Origin of the sequence: Paenibacillus sp. FSL R7-0313, assembly GCF_037969885.1 — a bacterium.
Taxonomy (GTDB): domain Bacteria; phylum Bacillota; class Bacilli; order Paenibacillales; family Paenibacillaceae; genus Paenibacillus.
Map to the genome: position 1 here is coordinate 1,186,840 of NZ_CP150219.1, position 22,219 is coordinate 1,209,058.

The 22,219-nt window shown below is 47.9% G+C and carries 19 protein-coding genes; 18 read left to right on the forward strand and 1 reads right to left on the reverse strand.

The annotated features are described in order from the left end of the window. The first annotated feature begins 185 nt into the window (after nt 1–185). The 16 genes from NSQ38_RS05310 to NSQ38_RS05385 all read left to right on the forward strand — a co-directional run bounded on the left by NSQ38_RS05310 (nt 186) and on the right by NSQ38_RS05385 (nt 19,058). Entirely contained in the window at nt 186–1,220 is a 1,035-nt protein-coding gene (locus NSQ38_RS05310; protein ID WP_036671869.1) for an LCP family protein, read from the forward strand. A gap of 184 nt (nt 1,221–1,404) precedes the next feature. Then, entirely contained in the window at nt 1,405–1,830 is a 426-nt protein-coding gene (locus NSQ38_RS05315; protein ID WP_091035263.1) for a CBS domain-containing protein, read from the forward strand. A gap of 264 nt (nt 1,831–2,094) precedes the next feature. After that, nucleotides 2,095–2,397, forward strand: coding sequence for a MazG-like family protein (locus NSQ38_RS05320; RefSeq protein WP_036611930.1), 303 nt, complete (start codon nt 2,095–2,097; stop codon nt 2,395–2,397). Next, on the forward strand, nt 2,394–3,314 hold the full coding sequence (locus tag NSQ38_RS05325) for a DUF2232 domain-containing protein (protein ID WP_243391271.1): 921 nt from the start codon (nt 2,394–2,396) through the stop codon (nt 3,312–3,314). Before NSQ38_RS05320 ends, NSQ38_RS05325 begins: the two co-directional genes overlap by 4 nt. A gap of 11 nt (nt 3,315–3,325) precedes the next feature. Beyond that, the gene (locus NSQ38_RS05330) at nt 3,326–5,317 is read left to right on the forward strand and encodes a DHH family phosphoesterase (RefSeq protein ID WP_076252179.1); all 1,992 of its coding nucleotides are present in this window, start codon (nt 3,326–3,328) and stop codon (nt 5,315–5,317) included. Next, the gene (gene rplI, locus NSQ38_RS05335) at nt 5,314–5,757 is read left to right on the forward strand and encodes a 50S ribosomal protein L9 (RefSeq protein ID WP_133386402.1); all 444 of its coding nucleotides are present in this window, start codon (nt 5,314–5,316) and stop codon (nt 5,755–5,757) included. Before NSQ38_RS05330 ends, rplI begins: the two co-directional genes overlap by 4 nt. Nucleotide 5,758: 1 nt before the next feature. After that, nucleotides 5,759–7,120: a replicative DNA helicase gene (gene dnaB, locus NSQ38_RS05340; RefSeq protein WP_036611922.1), complete on the forward strand. Its 1,362-nt coding sequence runs from the start codon at nt 5,759–5,761 to the stop codon at nt 7,118–7,120. 444 nt (nt 7,121–7,564) lie between these two features. Next, nucleotides 7,565–8,851 carry an adenylosuccinate synthase gene (locus NSQ38_RS05345; protein ID WP_036671866.1) on the forward strand — a complete coding sequence of 429 codons (1,287 nt, stop codon included), beginning with the start codon at nt 7,565–7,567 and terminating at the stop codon, nt 8,849–8,851. Between the two features lie 222 nt (nt 8,852–9,073). Further along, a complete protein-coding gene (locus NSQ38_RS05350; protein WP_249913155.1) occupies nt 9,074–9,841 on the forward strand; it encodes a hypothetical protein in 768 nt (255 codons plus the stop codon). 283 nt (nt 9,842–10,124) lie between these two features. Continuing rightward, nucleotides 10,125–10,934, forward strand: a complete 810-nt coding sequence (locus tag NSQ38_RS05355; RefSeq protein ID WP_339787505.1) for an SAM-dependent methyltransferase — start codon at nt 10,125–10,127, stop codon at nt 10,932–10,934. Between the two features lie 486 nt (nt 10,935–11,420). Then, nucleotides 11,421–12,953: a peptidoglycan DD-metalloendopeptidase family protein gene (locus tag NSQ38_RS05360; protein WP_091035266.1), complete on the forward strand. Its 1,533-nt coding sequence runs from the start codon at nt 11,421–11,423 to the stop codon at nt 12,951–12,953. Between the two features lie 438 nt (nt 12,954–13,391). After that, nucleotides 13,392–14,114, forward strand: a complete 723-nt coding sequence (yycF, locus tag NSQ38_RS05365) for a response regulator YycF (protein ID WP_017691453.1) — start codon at nt 13,392–13,394, stop codon at nt 14,112–14,114. After that, entirely contained in the window at nt 14,114–15,964 is a 1,851-nt protein-coding gene (gene walK / locus NSQ38_RS05370) for a cell wall metabolism sensor histidine kinase WalK (protein WP_036671863.1), read from the forward strand. Before yycF ends, walK begins: the two co-directional genes overlap by 1 nt. Beyond that, nucleotides 15,948–17,228 carry a two-component system activity regulator YycH gene (gene yycH / locus NSQ38_RS05375; RefSeq protein ID WP_338589617.1) on the forward strand — a complete coding sequence of 427 codons (1,281 nt, stop codon included), beginning with the start codon at nt 15,948–15,950 and terminating at the stop codon, nt 17,226–17,228. Before walK ends, yycH begins: the two co-directional genes overlap by 17 nt. 273 nt (nt 17,229–17,501) lie before the next feature. Continuing rightward, nucleotides 17,502–18,245: a two-component system regulatory protein YycI gene (gene yycI, locus NSQ38_RS05380; protein WP_036612041.1), complete on the forward strand. Its 744-nt coding sequence runs from the start codon at nt 17,502–17,504 to the stop codon at nt 18,243–18,245. Nucleotides 18,246–18,251: 6 nt separating this feature from the next. Continuing rightward, the gene (locus tag NSQ38_RS05385; RefSeq protein WP_036671861.1) at nt 18,252–19,058 is read left to right on the forward strand and encodes an MBL fold metallo-hydrolase; all 807 of its coding nucleotides are present in this window, start codon (nt 18,252–18,254) and stop codon (nt 19,056–19,058) included. Here the strand turns inward: NSQ38_RS05385 and NSQ38_RS05390 are convergent. Beyond that, nucleotides 19,027–19,239 (reverse strand): hypothetical protein, encoded by a 213-nt coding sequence (locus NSQ38_RS05390; RefSeq protein WP_036611899.1) that lies wholly within the window; start codon nt 19,237–19,239, stop codon nt 19,027–19,029. The two genes, NSQ38_RS05385 and NSQ38_RS05390, sit on opposite strands and share 32 nt — an antisense overlap. Nucleotides 19,240–19,955: 716 nt before the next feature. Between NSQ38_RS05390 and NSQ38_RS05395 the strand changes: the two genes are divergently transcribed. Beyond that, the gene (locus NSQ38_RS05395) at nt 19,956–21,233 is read left to right on the forward strand and encodes a trypsin-like peptidase domain-containing protein (RefSeq protein ID WP_338589613.1); all 1,278 of its coding nucleotides are present in this window, start codon (nt 19,956–19,958) and stop codon (nt 21,231–21,233) included. 315 nt (nt 21,234–21,548) lie between these two features. Then, a complete protein-coding gene (locus NSQ38_RS05400) occupies nt 21,549–22,073 on the forward strand; it encodes a hypothetical protein (protein WP_339787507.1) in 525 nt (174 codons plus the stop codon). Nucleotides 22,074–22,219 lie beyond the last annotated feature (146 nt).

Genomic DNA, 22,219 nt, shown 5'->3' on the forward strand with positions numbered 1-22,219 from the left:
CTGTTCTTTTCAATTTAACCGGATTGTAACTTTTCTTGCTCCTGCAATGATTACAATAGAACGAGCGTAAGCGGTGTCTTGATTCCAGAGAGAGAAAACTTCAGAGAACACCGAGTCACAAGGCATCCCAGACGTTTAATTGGTATTATGGATTATCATTTTGACAGTGAAGAAGGAATCAATGGATGAAAAGCAGAACTAAAGATAAGAAGAAGAAAAGAAGAAAAGGCCTATATATAACGCTCGTTTCACTTGTTGTTTTGTTAATCGGAGGTTATTTGTTCCGTCAGCAACTGGCTGTAGCGGCATTTGATCTGTTTCTCGCCGGTTCGGTAGAAGATCAGTTATCCCGTTCTTATGTACCGCAAGAAGGCAACAATACGCCTGATCCAACGGTATATCGTAAGGAACCTTTCTCCGTGTTACTGCTGGGTTCGGACAAACGAGCCTATGAGAAGACGCGCGGACGTTCGGATACGGTTATCTATGCTGTAGTACGTCCCAAGGAATCCCGCGTGCTTCTGGTATCCATTCCACGTGATACGTATGTGCAGATTGTGGGACGGGATGCTAACAAGGACGGCGAAGATGATTATGATAAGCTGGCGCATGCCTATGCTTTTGGTGGGGAGAATATGTCCATCAATACCGTGGAGAAATTTCTTGATGCTGATGTGGGTTACTATGCAACGATCAACTTTGACGGAATCAAAAAAGTGGTTGATGCGCTTGGTGGTGTAAAACTGCCAATCGATGAGGACATTGTGAACAAGAATCCGGATCATGTACAATTCACAATTGAAGGCGGTAAGCCGATCTATGACGGGCAGGAAGCATTGTATTATGTAAGATACCGTGAGGATAGTGATTTTAATCGTACCAAGCGGCAGCAGATTTTCTTGAACGCGATGGCGAATGAGATGCTGAATTTGAATCAAATCGCCAAAATCCCGGAATTGATTCAGATCATGGGAGACAGCTTCCAGACGGATATGCGAGCTTCTTTCATTATTGATCTGGCTAAACAAGTGCTTACTCAGGAGAAACCGCAGATTTCAAGCTTCACCATTCTGGGTGAGGGGATGAAAAAAGACGGTATCTATTATGGTCAGGCTGACGAGAAAGATGTCCAATATGCCAAAGAGCTGATTAACAACTGGATGGATCAATCGACCCCAGCCGGTGAAGTAATGATCCCTGACCGGCAAAAGATTGAATAACCAATTCCATACCAATGATGTGTTGTAGACCACAATCAGCAGTACGTTTATTCGCGGGCTGCTGTTTTTTTTCTTTGTAGTGAGAACTATTATCCTTTTGGAACATCCTGCGTTCTGATCCGTATAATATAAGTTGAGCGAGATAAGTTGAACGAAGAAATTCACAAGGAGGATACACAAGGGTATGAACATCGCATTTTTTTTGCTACCCAAACAAGAGGTTACGTGCGTGACGTCGGATTCTACGCTGCGGCAAACGTTGGAACGGATGGAATATCATCGTTTTACAGCGGTACCCATTTTGAATAAAGAGGGCAAATATATTGGTACGGTTACCGAAGGCGACTTACTGTGGTATATGAAGAATGCCGAGGGAAAGATTTCATTTGAAAACGCTTCAAAGTTCTTGCTCAAGGACGTTCCCCTTCGCTTGGATATTAAACCCGTATCCATTGATGCCAACATGGAGGACCTGATTAATCTGGCTAAAGTTCAGAACTTTGTTCCTGTGGTCGATGATATGGATCGGTTCATTGGTATTGTCAGACGGAGTCAGATTATTGAGTACTGCGAGGGCATTGTAGCCAAAGAATCGATCAAGGCTAAGTAAGGATGTTACGAATTTAAACATTATTGTGTCATTAGGGATAATCACAGCCGTCCGGTATCATGTTAAACTTAAGAAGTCCTGAACCAAGGGCGCATTCGAAGTTTTTTACATTTATATAGGTCGATAGGATGTACGGAGGACTCCGCATAAGTACCTGACATCAGTTTCGGAGAACTTCTCCGCTTTTTGGGGTAATTTTGCGGGCCCTCTTTTTATGCTATAATCGAGAATAAAGCTTTTTCGGGGGAGAGTGACTTTCGCCAAATGCCTAAAGAACTGGATGTAGCCAAACGCGCTAAAGTGATTGAATGGCTGAAAACCGAAGTGCTTGATCAGGTATCCCGATTATTCAAGGCGTTATGGGAAGGCAGTACAACTCGAATCGGGGACAGTCTTGCCAGTTTGATTATGAGTAGTTACATATTGGGCCGCAGGCTCGGTATTCCTTTCAAGGATCTGGATGCACTGCTAGTTGAGAAGTTGAAAAAGCATAAACAGGAAGGTCACCAGCTTGAAGACTGGTACCAGGATATTTCCTCGCTAGAAGATCATATGCGTAAGAGGTGAATTTGTTGAAATTTAGCTTTAAATCAGCTGTTTGGAGCGCAGTTTATCTGCTCTTGCTACTTTCGCTGTTAACTCCTTTATCGGTACTTGCCATATTTTTTATGATGATTCCGGGAGTTATTTTGTATGCTTCATTATCTTTAAAATCATTTATATGGCATCTCGTGCCCGTAGCCGTTATTTTGGTCGTATTCCACCCCATCTATCTGTTACTATTACTCATCTTTACCCTGCCTGCGATCGTTATGGGTCACGCGTATAAAACACGCAAATCGGCCCTGTTCGCCCTGATGGCGGGAAGTGGAATGATGTTGGCAGAATACTTGTTGTTGCTCTTGGTCGGCAGTGTCATTTTCCAATTCGACCTGTCCAGTTATATTGAAGATGTGGTCAAATTGACCATTGAACCGTTAACCAATACATCGAATCAGATGATCAACGGGTTTGCATGGACACCTGAGATGACCGAGGATGTTGCCAAACAAACACAGCTTATGATTCCGTTTGCTCTCGTTGTTACATCGATGGTAATGGCCTTCATTACACACGCCATTGCTCGTCCGATTCTGAACGTGATGGGTGTGGTGGTATCGAAACTTCCACCAGCGAGAGAATGGCGTATGCCGCGTGCGTTGATCTGGTATTATTTCCTCGCACTGTTGATTGAAGTGATCTCCAGACAAAGTGATGGAACATACTGGACCATGATTGCCATGAATCTGTCCCCGTTAATTAATCTGGGCTTCATGATTCAAGCGATCGGTTTCTTCTTCTTTCTCTCACATACAAAGAAATGGAATCCGGTTATACCATATTTCCTGGCGGCTGCGGTCTTCTTCATTGGTCCGCTTCGGATTATCGGAATTATCGATCTGGCATTCCCGCTTCGTGAGGCAATATCGAAATCAAAACGATAGGGTGATGAGTCATGCCTAAATTTCTGAAGAAACGCTGGCACGGCTACTATACCGTATGGGCGTTCATACTGCTGCTGTTGCTCGTTATGTTCGTTACCATTTATAACTGGACGCTTGGTTTGATTAGTCTGATACTGGCTTCGGCGCTGGGAATCGTCATGATTAAGGCGGAGCTCGCGTTCCGCCGTGAGCTTAACGACTACATTAATGGCCTATCTATTCGGATCAAACGGATGGAGGGGGAAGCGGTCAGCATGCTTCCATTCGGAATTGTGCTGTACAGCGAAGATCGTACGGTAGAGTGGCATAACCGCTTTGTCGCGGAGATGTTCCAGGAGAAGACAATGGTGGGTAATCCGCTACTTAATTTGTTTCCCAAACTTCCTCAGCCTAAAGAGAAGAAGGATGGGACGAAGGAACATTCATCCAAGGAGTTGCATGACGAATTCCAGTTGGATGATCGGCATTATGGAGTTATTCATAACCCGCAGGAGCGGTATGTATATGTATACGAGATTACAGAGCTAGCCATTCTTCGTGATAAATATGAAAATGAACGCCTTGCATTGGGAATTCTCGTTCTTGATAATCTGGACGAGGCTGCCCAAGGCATGGACGATCAACAGCGTACAGCGCTGATTGCCCGTGTGACTAGCGAGATTACGTCATGGGCCAAGCGGTACGAAGTGTACCTGCGCCGTCTGTCTTCTGATCGTTATCTGTTGATGCTGAATCATAAGTCTTTGCAGGAACTGGAGCAGAGCCGATTTGTCATTTTGGATGAAGTTAGGGAGATGACTGCTGACCTCAAAGTGCCAATGACACTCAGTGTCGGACTGGCGTTTGGATCGGATAGCATCAGCGAGATGGGAGAACTGGCACAGTCCAGTCTGGACATGGCGCTTGGACGTGGTGGTGATCAGGCTGCCGTGAAGTCCGGACAACGCCTGTCTTTCTATGGCGGTAAGTCTAACGCAGTGGAGAAACGGACACGGGTAAGAGCCCGCGTTATTGCGCACGCGCTGCGTGATCTCATGCAGGAGAGCGATCGGGTGCTCATCATGGGGCACAAAATTCCGGATATGGACGCGATCGGCGCATCCATCGGAGTGTGGAAAGCGGCCAGTCTGTACAATGTGGAAGCACGGATTGTTTTGGATGGAATTAATCCATCGATTGAACGCATGATGGAGCAAGTGAACAAGGATGAGAAGTTGTCCAAAGCATTTGTATCACCGGAACAGGCAACCCAGATGATGACCGAGCACACGTTGCTGGTGGTAGTGGATACCCATAAGGCCTCCATGACCATGGAACCGAAACTGGTACAGTCTGCTACCCGTGTCGTAGTTGTGGATCACCATCGCCGGGGCGAAGAGTTCATCAATGACGCAGTGTTGATCTATCTGGAACCTTATGCGTCTTCTGCTGCCGAATTGGTAACCGAACTCTTGCAATACATTCATGACAAGGTACAATTCACTCCGCTAGAAGCTACGGCTCTACTTGCCGGGATTACGGTGGATACGAAGCATTTTGCACTGCACACGGGGTCCAGAACGTTCGAAGCGGCAGGCTTCTTGCGCCGTAGCGGTGCGGACACCATTATGATCCAGCGGTTGATGAAAGAGGATCTGTCAGAATATATTGCTAAGGCAGAAATCATAAAGCATGCTAAAATGGTATACGGGAACATTGCGCTGGCGGTCACAGACCCTGGCAGCAAGATTTCACAGATGATGATCGCCCAGGTGGCGGACACATTGCTGAACATGACTGACGTGGTCGCTTCATTTGTGATTAGTGAGCGTCCGGATGGACTGATTGGCATCAGCGCGAGATCGCTGGGGCGCATGAATGTTCAGGTTGTCATGGAACGACTGGGCGGTGGCGGACATTTGACGAATGCTGCCGTGCAGCTTGAAGGAACGCTTGGAGAGGCAGAAAAACGGCTGACGAACGTACTGGCTGAAATCGAAAAGGAAGAGGGGCTGTTCGAATGAAAGTCATTTTTATAAAAGATATGAAGGGTCAAGGCAAGAAAGGGCAAGTGAAAGAAGTATCTGAGGGTTACGCACAGAACTTCCTATTGCCACGGGGAATCGCACGTCTGGCAACGGACGGCAACATGAAGACACTGGATAACCAGAAGGCAGCTGAAGAAAGAATCAAGCAGGAAGAGAAAACGGAAGCGGAAGCACTTGCGAAAAAGCTGGAAGCAGAAGTGACTGAACTGAAAGCCAAGTCCGGCGAAGGTGGTCGTCTGTTCGGCGCCATTACCAGCAAACAGATCGCAGAAGCTTTGTCTAAAAAGGGTCTGAAAGTAGACAAACGCAAAATTGAGCTGGACGAGCCTATTCGTACACTCGGCGTAACACAAGTAACTGTCAAGGTTCACCCTGAAGTGAAGGCAACCTTGAAGGTACAGGTAACGGAAGAGTAAGATGGGCGGAGAAATGTTATTCGACCGGATTCCCCCGCAGAACCTGGAAGCCGAACAGGCCGTGCTGGGTGCAATCCTGTTGCAGGGCGAGGCCCTGATTACAGCGATGGAACGGGTGCAAACCGAGGATTTCTATGATAAGCCCCATCAATTAATCTTTGAAGCGATGATCCAGCTTGGTGAGGGAAATCAACCGATTGACCTCGTGACACTGACTTCGCTTCTGAAGGATAAAGGTGAGCTGGAGGACATCGGGGGCGTTAGTTATCTGGCTAAGCTAGCCCATGGTGTACCTACAGCCGCGAACGTAGACTATTACGCTCAGATTATCGAAGAGAAATCGATGCTGCGTCGCCTGATTCGTACGGCAACACAGATCGTGAGTGAAGGATATACAGGCGGCGAAGATGTTGCAGCGATGCTTGGAGAAGCTGAACGTCGCATTCTGGAGATCTCCAACCGTCGCTCCAGTAGTGGTTTTATAGCCATTCAGGATGTACTGATGGAAGTATTTGATCGTGTGGAAACACTTCATCAGAATAAGGGTACAACGACAGGTATTCCGTCCGGGTTCATCGATCTGGACAAAATGACTGCCGGATTCCAGCGCAGTGACTTGATCATTGTAGCGGCCCGTCCTTCCGTAGGTAAGACGGCCTTTGCCCTGAATATCGCTCAGAACGTTGCCATTCGGGCACAGGAGACGGTAGCCATCTTCAGTCTGGAGATGTCAGCCGCCCAGCTGGTGCAACGTATGATCTGTGCGGAAGCCAACCTGGATGCCAGCGTGATGCGTATGGGTGATTTCAAGGGTGATGAAGACTGGCAGAAGCTGACGATGGGTATTGCAGCTTTGTCAGAAGCCAACATCTTCATAGATGATACGCCAGGGATTACCGTAGCGGATATTCGTGCCAAATGCCGTCGCCTGAAGAAAGAGAAAGGCCTTGGCATGATCCTGATCGACTATCTTCAACTGATTAGTGGACGTGGTAAAGCAGGGGAGAACCGTCAACAAGAGGTATCCGAGATTTCACGTACACTGAAACAGATTGGCCGGGAACTGGAAGTTCCGGTTATTGCCTTGTCCCAGCTGAGCCGGGGTGTAGAGCAACGTCAGGACAAACGTCCGATGATGAGTGACTTGCGGGAATCGGGTTCGATCGAGCAAGATGCCGACATCGTAGCGTTCCTGTACCGGGATGACTACTACAACCAAGAGACCGAGAAGAAAAATATTATCGAGATCATTATCGCTAAACAGCGTAACGGTCCGGTAGGTACGGTGGAACTGGTCTTCCTGAAAAACTTTAATAAATTCGTCAATTACGAGAGGGCGCACAATGACGCCTTCGCGATGTAACGGGCAGGTGCTGACGGCTTTGGTCATGAAGCAAAATCGTCTGTCCCGAAGATCAACCATTAGAGCCACTAAACTCAAACATCTCTTATAAATACCAGATATAGATTCACATTGAAATGGGTATCCTTGAACCGGTGATAGCAGTCAAGCAAGCTTGGACTGATGTCTCCGGTTTTTTGTGTCGAAATAGTGGGTAAATCCCGAACATTACAGTTGTACTATATCTAATTGTTCGCCATTTGATTTGACTTTGAAAAAGGGTACTGGTACACTAATACTGCTGCGTTAAAGCAGCGCAAACCTTCCCTTGAATGTAACGGAAGGACATTTTTACTGTCCGTTAGCACGCTTCTCAGTCGGTTTATTGCGTAACATGCCTGCCGGGATAGAGGACGGACAGACCAATACAAAGGTGCGCAAGGCACCCACGGAGGAATGTTAACTATGTCAACGGTAGTTGTAGTGGGAACGCAATGGGGAGACGAAGGAAAAGGCAAAATCACGGATTATTTGGCGGAGAGCGCTGATGTGGTGGCTCGTTATCAAGGTGGTAACAATGCGGGTCATACAATTCTGATTGATAACAAAAAATATAAACTGACGATGATTCCATCAGGGATTTTCTACACGGATAAAGCGTGTGTTATTGGTAACGGAATGGTTATCAACCCGAAGGCACTCATCGAAGAAATTAACTATATTCATGACAATGATTTCACAACGAAGAACCTGTCCATCAGTGAGCGTGCACATATCATCCTGCCATATCACATGGTACTGGATGCACTCGAAGAAGAGAGCAAAGGTCCGAACAAAATCGGTACGACTGGCAAAGGAATTGGCCCATGTTACATGGACAAATCAGCCCGTATTGGTATTCGGATGGTTGACCTGCTGGATGCTGAAGATTTCGAACTGAAACTGCGTCATCTGGTTAAAGAAAAGAACCGCGTCATCGAGCAAGTCTACGGCGGCCAGCCTGTTGATGTTGAAGAGATTCTGCAAGATTACCTCGGATATGCTGAAATTCTGCGTCCTTACGTACGTGATACATCCGTTGTTCTGAACGAATATATTGATGAGGACAAAAAGGTATTGTTTGAAGGCGCACAAGGCGTTATGTTGGACCTTGATCAAGGAACTTATCCATTTGTTACATCATCCAATCCGTCCGCAGGTGGCGTATGTATCGGTTCTGGCGTAGGCCCGGCTCGTATTCAGCAAGTCATTGGGGTAGCGAAAGCTTACACAACCCGTGTAGGAGATGGCCCATTCCCTACGGAATTGCATGATGCAATCGGTGACCAAATCCGTGAGACTGGACATGAGTACGGTACGGTAACTGGACGTCCACGTCGTGTAGGTTGGTTCGATAGTGTTGTTGTTCGCCACGCGCGTCGTGTCAGTGGAATCACAGGTCTATCCCTGAACTCTCTGGACGTAATGACAGGTCTGGAAACGGTAAAAATCTGCACAGGATACAAATTCCGCGGCGAGGTTATCACACACTATCCGGCAAGCCTCAAAATGCTGGCAGAATGTGAAGCGGTATACGAAGAGATGCCAGGTTGGAGCGAAGATATCACTGGAGCGAAGAAACTTGAAGACCTGCCAGTGAACACACAGAATTATGTAAAACGTGTTTCCGAACTGACAGGCATTCCAATTGCCATCTTCTCCGTTGGTCGTAACCGTGAGCAAACGAATCAAGTACTTCCAATCTACGAGTAATCGAAGAAATAGAGAGATTGTTTCTAGAATTATAAAATAGAATCCTCTGCTGACTTAGGCATGTTAAGCCTCCAGTTGTTGCTTTTATAGCGATGACTGGAGGTTTTTTGTATGTTTATCGGATATAATCCCGAGATTTCCGTCAATACTGGTTAACAGTAGAGTCACAGACCCCGACATGCGCATGTTAGACGGGTGGGATAATCGGAGGGAGAGAACGGAATGAAGTTGCTTGTGTGGTTTGTTAAAATCTTGCTAACCGTGGTGCTGGTCAGTTCATTAACACTGCTCACGACCGGATTAATTGTACAGTCATATGCGAAGTCGCTACTCGCGAGTTTCAATATTCAGTGGGAAGGTCAACCCATGGGGTTAACCGCCATGTTCCAAGGTGCCTTGGGCGGTAAAACCAGCGAGGGGAATAAATCGGGAAATGGGAAGACAGATCAGCCGACAGGAGCGGACGAAGAGCAGGTTCCGGAAGATGCTGTTTCAGTTATGGGGAACGGGACAGAGAGCGGTCAATCTGACGTAGATGCAGGCAACAATGCGTCCCAAGGGAGTGGTTCAAACGAGGGCACAGGGGAAGGTTCAGGTACAGATACGACCGTAGGATCAAACTCAGGCACAAGTGCAGGCAATGGGACGGATACGGGCACGGGTAATGAATCAGGAACAGATCAGGGTAGTGGTTCAGCTTCGGGGAACGGAACCGGATCGACCAGCGGCGGTGCTTCTTCAGGCAGTGACGCCATTGTAGTATCGCCGGATGACATCACAGGAGCGAAGGACAAGCTGCCAGCAGAGGAGAAAGAAAAAATCTTCAGCCTGCTCATGAACAAGCTGCCACAGAAAGAAATGCAACAGATCTCAGGCGCCATGGAAGGTGGCCTAACGGAACAGGAACTGCGTGAGATTGAACAGGTGATCTCGAAGTACCTGACCAGTGAAGAGTACGACAACCTGATGGAAGTACTGCAAACAGAATAAGATTGGTAGGTAAAGCAGGCGTACTCATAGACGGGTATCGCCTGATTCATAATGTAATGGACTTGTCGATGGTGATTGAATATAATTTATTTAAATAAATACTGGAAATGCCTGTAGGAGGGAACAGTGTATGAAATATAAAGGTAAAGAGCACAACATATAAAAACGTTCAGGCAACATTGCAGAAACCTCCAATCCAATTCGTGGACCTCCTTTCATAGGTGCATTCAAGAGATCCGATGGATTTTGTTTATGAATACACGAATTGGAGGTTGTATTGGACATGAACTTATATCATTCTAATTCAGAACCATCAGTAAAAAAGTTTACCGAGGCGACGAATGAGCGATACGAGCAAGGGTTGCAAGAGGCGGATCAGCCGTTTAGTGGCTGGGATTTTAGCTATGTAACAGGGAGTGAGCGACTTCAGAGCGGAATGTTGCCTTGGTCCTATGGAACGATGGCGCGCCGATTGATGAATCAGACAGAGCGAATGCTCGACATGGGGACGGGTGGAGGAGAAATGCTGTCCAGACTCTTTCCGCTTCCTCCATACACATGTGCGACCGAAGGTTATCTTCCGAATATACCGATTGCAGAGGAACGATTACAGCCGCTCGGTGTGAAGGTGCTTCCGGTGACTGATGATTCGCAACTTCCTTTTGTAGACGGGGAATTCGATCTGATTCTTAATCGGCATGAGTCGTATGATGAGCAGGAAGTTAGGCGGATTCTATCGGTAGGTGGACTGTTTCTGACTCAACAGGTAGGTTGGTCAGATTGCAGGGAGATCAATGATCGGCTCGGCATTCCTATGCCCGTGGATTACGCTGGATGGGAGCTGGATCGTGCTGTTCTTCAGCTGGAACAGTGTGGATTCCGTATTCTGGAGCAACGGGAAGCAACTCCCGCGCAGCGTTTCTATGATATAGGGGCACTGGTCTATTATCTAAAGACCATCCCGTGGCAAGTACCTGATTTCAAGGTAGAACAGTTCCGTGAGCCATTAATGTATATTCATACGGAGATGGAGCACAATGGATTCTGGGAAGTACAGCAGAAGCGATTTGTAATTCTTGCAGTCAAAGAATAGAGACATAAAAGTTAATTTCTATTGTGGCATGGGATGAAATCCAGTTTAAGATAAACCACAATCAGGTTGTTTACGTAATCCCTTATCAGAGTTGATCTGATGAGGGATTTTATTTGTATTTTTATGAAAAATAAAGCATATTTCACTGGGTCTTAGAACCTAGTCTTAATTTGCGAACAAAAGTACATAGTACAGCGGATGTTGAGGCATAATGGGTGATGGACCAGCCGTGCTATCTTATGGATAATTCAGGGAAACCAAGCGGGGCGTGGCTTTGCGGTGTGACGTATAGAGTTGAAATGAGTGTAAAACCTGTGTTAAAGTATACGGGTGTGATAAAAGGTTAAAATTTTGACACTTTTACGAGCGCAGCTAAAGTCCTGATTTTGCGGACACCCAATACAAGTATCAACGAGCATGGGACAGACACGATGGGTGATGTCTTGACAGAAATGCGAACTGAGAAGTGCTGAAAAGGAGAGAATCATGAAAGGTTTCAGAGGCATACGCCAACCGGGCAAAGACCGGGTACACGAACAATCCGGGGAACACCGGACGGCCGAAGACAAAAACAACATGAGCATGTCCACCTTCAGTGTGAATAAGAAGCGCGTTCTGGCCTCGCGCAAATGGATCATTACAGCAGCATGTGGTGTATTCATCGCAGCATCGCTTGGGTTCGCAGGCAAACAATACGTTACTGCAAACACCGTACCGTACTATAAAGTCATGGTTAAAGGTAGCGAGATTGGTACCATTGCAGATGAGGCACAATTACAACAACTATTTACAGACAAAACTGAGGAATATCAACATAAATATCCGGATGCAGAGATGGTGCTGAACACGGATGGTATCACAACCGAAACGGTAAGAGCGTACAAACCTGAAGTGAACAGTGACGAAACGCTGGACAAACTGGGTGACATGCTGACAGCCTACGCCAAAGGTGTGGAGCTCAAGGTAGACGGTGAAGTCATTGGTATTGTGAAGGATCAGGCAACAGCGGATGCAATCCTGGAACAAGTGCAGAGCAAATACATATCGGCATCGGCTGTGCGAAGTTCGCTTAAGACGAAGTCGGTATCGGCTAACTCCTCGAAGAAAGATGAGGGACCTAGCACAACCCTGAAGTCGGTAGGCATCAAGGAAGATGTAGCGACAGATGTGGTGAAGGCTGATCCAAACAAAATATGGGATGTGTCCGAGGCGGTTAAAGCTTTAACCGTTGGTAAAGACGCGCCTGTAACTTATGTGGTTCGTGAAGGAGATACGATCTCTTCGATCGCTGCCAAGTATGAAATTACACAAAGCGAGATTCGCCAGCATAATCCGGGCATCAAGGAAACGTCGCTTCAAATCGGAGACGAACTGACCTTGACCGTTCCGAAACCGGCGGTAACCGTTAAATCGGTTGAGCAGGTTGTTGAACAGATTGAGATCAAACCACAAGTGGAAGTGCGCAAAAGTGCCGAGTTGAAAGCTGGTACAACTAAAGTCGTGCGCCCAGGACAAAGTGGCTTAAAAAGCATGCAGTACCGTATAACGAAAGAAAATGGTGAAGTGGTTCAGGAAGAGTGGCTTGGTCAGGAAGTGATTAAAGCAGCTGTAACTGAAGTAGTCCTTAGCGGAACAAAAGTGGTTGGTGAGGGCACAGGTGAATTTGCTTGGCCGGTATCAAATGCAACGATGAGCAGCAGCTTTGGACAACGCTGGGGTCGTCAACACAAAGGTGTCGATCTGGTAGGTAACCGCGATGTGAAAGCGTCTGATGAGGGTGTAATTACTTTTGCAGGACAGAAAAGCGGTTATGGTAATGTCATCATTATTAACCACCGTAACGGATACGAAACACTGTATGGGCATTTGAACAGCATTGGCGTTAAGGTTGGACAAGTGGTTGAAAAAGGCGAGAGTATCGGCGTTATGGGCAACACGGGTCGTTCGACTGGAACACATCTGCATTTTGAGATTATTAAGAATGGAACGGTAGAAAATCCGTTAACGTATCTGAACTAATATAGAGCTTAAATAGAGCAAGGTTGGCTATAATGCTGGCCTTGTTTTTTGCTGCTGTAAAAAATTTTCAGATGAAAGACCTTCCAAGCCCCTGATCGGGATGTGACGGTGCTTCAGGTATGTTAAACTAGAGAATATAAACAACAAGCTATATAAGTTGAACTAATTATTTTTACGATAACGGAGAGGACAGAAAAAACCTGAAAAAGCGAAGCGTTCGCCTTTATCCCCGGATTTTCCCTTGAGAAAAGGGAATCGAAAAAATCTGGGGATAACAGCGATTGGAAGGTTGTTCTGTCATCGTAGTATGAGAGTAAATATTCTTTAGTTCAACTTATATTAGAGAAACCAATCAAGCAGGCTTGGTACAAGCTAAACATAGAAGAGAGATATAAACGCTAACGCGGATTAAGCAGGATATAGGGGTGAACTTAGCCGATGCAGGGGAAGATTTTGGTGGTGGACGATGAACAGCCCATCGCGGACATTCTGAAGTTTAATTTGGAAAAAGAGGGGTACGAGGTCATCTGTGCATTTGATGGCATTCGTGCGGTTGAACTGGCGTTATCCGAGAAACCGGATCTGATGCTGCTGGATCTGATGCTCCCGGGCAAGGATGGTATGGATGTATGTCGTGAGGTGCGCGCTCATCTGGAGATGCCGATCATCATGCTTACCGCCAAAGATGGCGAGATCGACAAGGTGCTCGGGCTCGAATTGGGTGCGGATGATTACGTGACGAAGCCATTTAGTACGCGTGAGCTGCTTGCACGGGTGAAGGCACAGATGCGCAGACGGCAAAAACTTGCGATTACGGCAGAAGCGCACGAAGACGAAGAGAAGCAGGTCATGCGGCTGTTTGATCTGGCTTTTGATATGGACATGTATACGGCTTACAAAGGCGGGGAACCGCTCGATCTGACCCACCGTGAGTACGAACTTCTCTATTATATGGCGAAGCATTCCGGCAAGGTTATGACACGGGAACATCTGCTGCAAGCGGTGTGGGGATATGAATATTTCGGCGATGTACGTACCGTGGATGTTACGATTCGTCGTCTGCGTGAGAAGATTGAGGAGAATCCGAGCAAACCGGAAACGATTCTGACACGCCGCGGGCTCGGTTATCTCGTGCGCAGTGCCAAAAGCGTGGGGATATAATGGGCCGATTCGCGCGATTCTCGTTCTTCCGAACGATTCAGGCGAAATTGATCATTATCTATGTACTGCTGATTCTGATTGCGATGCAATTGATCGGGGTTTATTTTGTGAGCGCGATGAAGAACTCACTAACGAGCAACTTTACGGAAGACTTGCAGGCGCGTGCGGAAATGCTGTCGGTTCTCGTGGGGGAGACGATGGCGGGTGGAGAAGCAGAGGCCGGCGAGGACAAAACGGAAAATCTGCGTGTACTGGTGAACAACCTGTTCAACATTAACGGTGCCGAGATTCAGGTGTTGGATGCCAGCGGCAAGGTACTCACGACCTCGCTAAGTTCACATTCGGATTATGTGGGGCGCAAAAACACCCAAACCGTGGTCAGCCGTGCGCTGCAAGGCATTCGTGACAATGAGGAATATATCGTGGACGAGGATAATGTTCGCAAAAAGGTCGTCGCCAAGCCGGTGCTATCCGGCGGCAAGATCATTGGCGCGGTCTACATCGCGGCGTCCATGAACGAGCTGTATTCCACGATGGAGGGAATCAACAAAATCTTTATCTCCGGCATTTTGATTGCCTTGGTGTTAACGGCGGTACTTGGCGTGATCTTGTCCCATACGATAACGCAGCCGATTAAGGAAGTGACTCGGAGAGCGACAGCGGTCGCAGAAGGTAACTTTGATCAGCAGACACCTGTATTTGGCACGGATGAGATTGGTCAGCTCAGTCGGGCTTTTAACTATATGACCAGCAGGCTTCGGGATGCACTTTCACTGAATGAAGAGGAGAAGGAGAAGTTGACTTCCATTCTGACGAATATGAGTGATGGTGTGGTAGCTACGGATGAGTATGGTAAAGTCATTCTCGTAAACCGTCGTGCCAGCAGCATTCTGGGTATGCATCCTGCGGATATTGAAGGAAGACACTTTGCCATATTACTCGGCATTGATCCGGAGGATGCGGAAGCTCTCGCGAGTGGTTTCACAGGTTCAACGTTGCTGCAGATTGCACCCGCAGGACAAGAAGAGCCTGTGGTCATTCGAATGACGTTCACACCGGTTCATCGGCGTGAACGGGGAATCACGGGAACGATTGCCGTACTTCAGGATGTTACCGAGCAGGAAGAGCTTGAGGCATCCCGGCGTGAATTCGTGGCCAATGTATCCCATGAACTGCGCACACCACTGACTACGATCAAGAGTTACGCGGAAGCACTGGATGACGGTGCACTGGAAGATCCGCAGCTTGCCGGTCGTTTCGTGGGTGTTATTCAGAACGAGACGGAGCGAATGATACGACTTGTTACGGATCTGCTGCATTTATCGCGGCTTGATTCCAAAGAGGCTTTGCTACGTAAACAGCCAACAGACATCCTGGAAATGCTGGAGGAAGTGACGGATCGATTCTCGTTCCAGATGCATCAGAAGGATATTCAGCCTGTGCTGTCTGTAGAGAATGATATTCCGGCTGTTCCGCTGGATCGCGATCAGATTGATCAGGTGCTGGATAATGTCGTGTCTAATGCGCTGAAATATACATTGGAAGGCGGCACCATTACGATTGCAGCTAGACGCAGTGATGAACATGCACTTGCCATCTCGGTATCGGATACCGGAATGGGTATCCCACAGCGCGATCTGGATCGCATTTTTGAGCGATTTTATCGGGTGGACAAGGCTCGTTCCCGCAGTATGGGAGGCACAGGATTAGGACTGTCCATTGCCCGGGAAATTGTGAAGGCGCATGATGGTAGCATCTCTCTGGAGTCTGAGGTAGACGTGGGCACGACAGTAACGTTCACACTGCCGATGCGTGAGAAAGGGGGTGAGCACCGTGAAGGAACGGATTAAATCCTTGGTGCTTGCTGCCCTTGTTGTAGCCAGTCTGGTTCAGAGTTATTTCCTGATCTACCGTTTGCCCGGAGGCGGGGATTCCATCGTGACGTCAGAGACGAATTATGTGAAGACGGAAAATATGGGTCAGGAACGCAATATTGAAGAATTGATCTTCCCCGATCAGATGATTATTCATCTGGGTGAGGATAAACATACGGTGTTTTACCCTGGCAATACGTTCTATCAGTTGATCTATTCAAGGTTACAGGGGCGGGCGTTCGATGATTTTCAGCGCCGCAGTGTGCAATCGGTGAACTGGGATCAGATTCGCAAGGAGAACCCCGGGTTTGAGTTATCGTTCAAAGAAGGTATTCCCGTAGCTTTATTACAGCGGGTGATGAGGCTTGGGACGGATTCCTTATTCCAAGGGGAGACGATTAACCGCATTTCGATCTATACGTCCAAAAATGAAACGAAGGCCCATGCGCTGTTCTTCAGCGCCAAGGGAGACGTGGTGTACGAAGCAACGCAGGCGGACCTGACAGTACAAGACGTGCAACAGCATGTTGACTTCGGTACGAACTGGACGCCATATACGTTGATGGACGGCGGGTATTATATCCCGGCGGAAGCTCTGGAGACGATTGAAGCCGATGTGCCGACAGGTCAGTTCACGGTTGAGCAGATGCAGCGTAGTCTGTTCTTTGATCCAAGCATGACCCGGAACATCCGGGAAAAAGATGGATCGGAGATCTACACGGACAGTAAACGTAGTCTGCAGGTGAAACAGGAACAACGCTGGATCAGCTACACCGACCCGGCCGCACCGCCTGCGGGGCAGATTGATCCCGCGAAGGATGCGTTGTCTGCGGTTGATTTTGTGAATCAGCATGGTGGCTGGAAAGGCCGGTCACGCATGATGCTGGGGACCGCCGACAGCAAGACACGGCTTGAATTCCAGCAGTATTACGGCAGCTACCCGATTATGGATTCCATGCAGTTCCGCTTTGGCACAATCAGCATGGAGATGCAGCAAGAGACGGTATCCAGCTATGAACGATCGCTGGAATACCTGAACGAAGGTGCAGAGACGAAGAAATCGGTCAAGTTGCCTGGCGGAGACAAGCTGAAGGCTCTTATTAAAAAGGTCGCAGGTGAGAATCGTCAGGTCGTGGATGTATATCCGGCTTATCGTCCTTCTTCGATCGAGGATGGACTGAAGCTGATCCCGGTCTGGGTGATTCGATTCGGAAATGGTGAGGAAACTACCGTATCTTGATAGGTTATAGTCTTTGAACCAAAGAGTAGCTGTACTTTATCACTACGCGTGCAGAATAACCTTCCGATCGCTGTTACCCCCAGATTTCTTGAATTCCCTTTTAACACGGGAGAAATCTGGTGGTAAAGGCGAACGCTCCGCTTCTTCAGGTTATTTCTGCCCTCTCCGTTATCGTATAGCTTTAAGTTCAAAGGCTATAAACGGCCAGTTACGGTGGAAGGTGTAGGCAACTTGAGAAAGTATTGCAAGCAGCTAAGTTAGGGGGGGAATGTTTTGGATTGGGGACGGGCGAAAAATGTGTTGATCTATGCCTTTCTGCTGCTCAATCTGGTGCTGGGATACCAGATCTGGATGGATGCGCGAGAGACGGCCGGAGCCAATCTGGACTTCACCTCACTGGCAGATAATACACAGCAGGCGATGGAAGAGAAGGGCATTCAGGTGCTGGCTCCGATTCCAAATGAAACGCCAAAGCTGCCGAAGTTGTCCTATGAGTTCATTGAAGAGGACAAGGCTGGCGTGGATATGGAACTGGAACAGCCTGTAGATAGCAAGTTGATCTTCTCGCAGAGTGAGCTGGAAGATGCATTAGAGCGTGAGATTCCACAGATCGGGACATACCGGCTGGATCAGCTGATGGCCGAGGATGGGGCTTTTGTGCTTCACCCACTGGTGGATGGCAAATGGCCGCTCTTTAATGTGAGTCTGGAGCTATTCTACAGCGACCAGAAAATAACGGGTTACCGTCAAACTCCAGTGCGGATTACGACCGCAGAGGAGAGCGATCAGCAGGTACTTCCGGCGTCGAAGGCGCTGGGAACGCTGATCGAGAACTTTTTGCCAAATGATGCAATTGTCAAAGATATTCAGCTGGGCTATTACGGCCAGTTGTTCAATTCAGATATACAGGTAGCGATGCCGGCATGGCGGTTCGTGCTGGAAAGTGGCGAAGTGTTGTACGTGCAGGGCATCAGTGGGGATGTTTTCAGTCCCAAGACAGACAAACCAGGGGAGTAATGCGTTATGGGGATATATTTTACCGTGTTATCCAGCGGTTCGACAGGTAATGCCACAGTCATACAGCATGGGGGGACCTCTCTCATGATTGACGCGGGTCTTAGTGCGAAGCGATTGGATGCACTGTTTCAGGAAAGGGAGATTTCTGGGGCAGAACTGGACGGGATTCTGGTTACACATGAACATTCCGATCACATTAAAGGACTAGGCGCGATGTCTCGGAAATATAATTTACCAATCTACGCGAATCTGAATACGTGGGCGGCACTGGAGAAGTCGGTTGGGGCGATTCCAGAGGAAAACCGGAGGGTATTTGAGACAGGTGAAAAACATGATTTTGGGTCACTGCGCGTGGAATCCTTCGGGATCTCGCATGATGCAGCTGAGCCGGTAGGGTACACATTTGATGATGGTACGGAGAAGCTATCTGTTGCAACGGATCTCGGGTACATGAGCGACAAGGTTCGCGATGCAATCTCCGATTCTGACGTGCTGGTGCTGGAGGCGAATCATGATGTCGAATTGCTGCGTATGGGGCGTTATCCATGGAACACCAAGCGCCGGATTCTGAGTGACATTGGGCATTTGTCGAATGAAGCGGCAGGGGCAGCGCTTAGTGAACTGATGAACGGACGCATCAAGCGCACGTATCTGGCACATCTTAGCCGAGATCATAATATGATGGACTTGGCAAAAATGTCGGTGCGCGACGCGATGGAGAGCCGTGGATGTTTTTATCGGGATCATGAGTTCAAACTCTGTGATACGTATTACGACCGTCCTACGCCATGGGATAGGGTGGGTGAGCCATAAAGCTGTCCAGTTCGGCGGCTTTGCGCTCGACTTCCTCGCGGGTTAGGATGCCTTTATCAATAAGCAGTTCAATGATGGTGCTGAGTGCAAGGGTATTGCGATAGTGTTCTTCCTTGAGATCGGCCAGCTTGGCCGCCATATGAACTTCATCCATGGCTGTGAGTGTACGCGTGCGATCCATATATATCCTCCTCTATGAAGCTTCGAATTGTCTTTTACTATTATTGTAGTCAGGCTTGATGGAAAACATTCCTCTTTTTGCCGCTAACATTTGTGTGATGAGACGTGTATGCTGAACCTGTGACTATGCAGGGGTGAAAAAGTTCTTCAAATTTGCCAAAATGGCGCTTAGCGGACCGGATTTTGTGGTGATAGATACTATGGACCTTTATTGTTAAGCGCGTTATAGCGGAAATTTGCTTTAATTTTCGTAAATATGCAACTTTTTGTGATTTGACGTGTTTAGTATATGAGGAGCATTGTGATTTTGGCTGTTTTGCGTGTGAAATGGCATGTCATAGAATGCGAGAGCATGATTGATAGAGTCACTGACAGAATGGCGTGTCCGTTCTGTTGTACATAGACGCTGTATCTTGATTTGATGCCGGGATGCGGCGATATGCAAGACCATTTTATAAAAATGCAAAAAAGCATGGGAAACCGGTGGAGTCTTCACGTAACGAAGACGACAGAAGAAACCTGAAGAAACAGAGTGTTCGCCTTTAGGAACAAATTTTCACCTTGGAAGAGGGGATCAAAAAAATTTGTGAGTAACAGCGATCGGAAGGTTCGTCTGTTGGCGGAGTGGTGTAAGTGAGAACTCCATCGTTGAACCATGCGACAACTTAGGCGGCAGTCAGGGTCTTGATGCGTGACAACGAAGGGGAGAGGATCACGATGGGATTGTTTGGAGACGATTTTTATTCAACCAAAGTATCAAGACGCGCCGAACCTGAACAGAAAGGCAAACTTCAGATCATCCGCCCTGGAGGCAGAGCACGTGGACGTGACCGCTGGAGCAATCCGCGCAGATCGCGTACGGGAATAAGTTCCACAGTGAAGGTAGCTGTGATTAGCTCGGTGATCAGCTCCATCGTGACCGTCATGCTGTTTAGCTTCATCACCCAGCCCGCTTCGTTACCGCTGGCTAATGCTACGGGTAACGGTGGTGGAGGCGGTGCACAGACAGCGCAGGCAGCTGATCCATACGATCGGATTATTCAGGCAGCAGCACACGTTCGTCCTTCCGTGGTGAGCATTGTGAACCATAAAACGGGTAGCAGTCTGTCGATGGAAGATTCGGCGCTGGGCTCAGGGGTCATTTTCAAGAAGGAAGATGGCAAGGCCTATATCATGACCAACCACCACGTCGTGGAGGGTGCGAGTGATCTGGAGATTGTGACCGTAGACGGGGAGACACACAAAGCGAAGCTGGTCGGTAAGGACCGTGTGAGCGATATTGCTGTACTATCCGCAGAAGATAAAGGGCTGGGTGCAGTCGCGGAGATCGGTGATTCCAGCAAACTTCAGCGCGGTCAAACGGTGCTGGCGATCGGGAACCCGCTCGGTCTGGGCGGTACGCTGACATCCGGTATTGTCAGTTACACGGATCGTATTCTACCTGTATCGATTAATCAGGACGGGGTGTACGACTGGGAGCAAAACGTGATCCAGACGGATGCGGCGATTAATGAAGGTAATAGCGGGGGTGCTTTGGTCGATCTGAACGGCAAAGTGGTCGGCATCAACACGATGAAGATCTCGGATACGGGCGTTGAAGGTCTTGGTTTCGCGATTCCGATGAACGAAGTGATGAAAACGGTAGATTCCCTGCTACTGAACGGCAAAGTATCTCGTCCATACCTGGGCGTGTACACGGTCGATCTGAGCAACCCTTATGCACCACTGGATGACGAGCAGCGCAAGGATCTTAAGCTGCCATCTCACGTGGACAGCGGTGTGGTTGTGCTGGAAGCATCCGGTCCGGCATCTGATGCGGGCATGAAGCTGAATGATGTCATTACGGAATTTGATGGGCAAAAAATTACCTCCACGCTGGATCTGCGGAAGTATCTGTACGATCAGAAGAAGATTGGGGATACGATTGAAGTGACCTTCTACCGGGATGGCAAAGCTGAGAAAGTATCGGTGAAGCTGACTGATAAACCGGAGTAAGGGAAGTTCAGCGAGCGAGCCTATACTGTTGCGTGGATTGAAATAGGGAATGCTAGAAGAGTGATCAGATCAACTGACCACTCTTTTTTAGTTGTTGGATGAGCATTATGCTATGGGTGGGCGTGTTCGTTCGACAGTAAATGAGTAGTTTAACCATTTATATCTTCCCATGATCAGTTAGACCCGGAGCCAAAGGAGCAGATACATAAGACTAGGGCTGTGGTAAACTGTTGTCAATATGTTGGAGACGGTCGCTGATGCAATAACATCTGTTTGTCGATCTAATTTTATTTCAGGATGGAAGGGGTATTTTTGATGAAACAATTGAAGAAAAAGATGCTTGGGGGAACGAGTTTGGCTCTGTCCCTGTTTATGTTGTCCGCCTGTGGATCTGAGGTAGCTACGACAGGAGCCTCTGTAGATACAAGTGCTCTGCAAGAGAAGATTGCAGGGCTTGAGAAGAAACTGGTGGAGCAGGGAGCCAAGAGCGTTGAGCAGGAGCAAAAGATCGCAGCACTTGAGACCAAGTTGAATGAGCTGAGTACAAATGTGATTGCGGTGGGTGAAGCTGGTGGTCAAACGCCTGTAACATCGGGAAACAACGGATCGGCTGGGAAAGGCGACGGGGTGCTGATTACATTTGCCCAGTATGAGAAGCTTGAGGTTGGCATGTCGGTAGAAGATGTCATCGAGATCCTTGGCGGCGAAGGTGAAGCGCTGAGTGAAGCGGAGAATATGGTGGTTTACAACTATAAAGGTACAGCCGGCAATGGTGCCAATGCGGTTATTGCTTTTCAAGGTGGGAAGCTGTTGACGAAGGCGCAGTCGGGATTGAATTAAAATGAGTATTGGACACGAAGAGTCTGAATCTTTGGAATAAAGCGTACTGCAGGGTTAGGGGAAGTTAAATGGGGGCCAATCAGAAAATTCTGGTTGGTTTTTTTGTTGTTTTTATAAAGTTTGTGAGTAACGGAAAAGTTATTAGA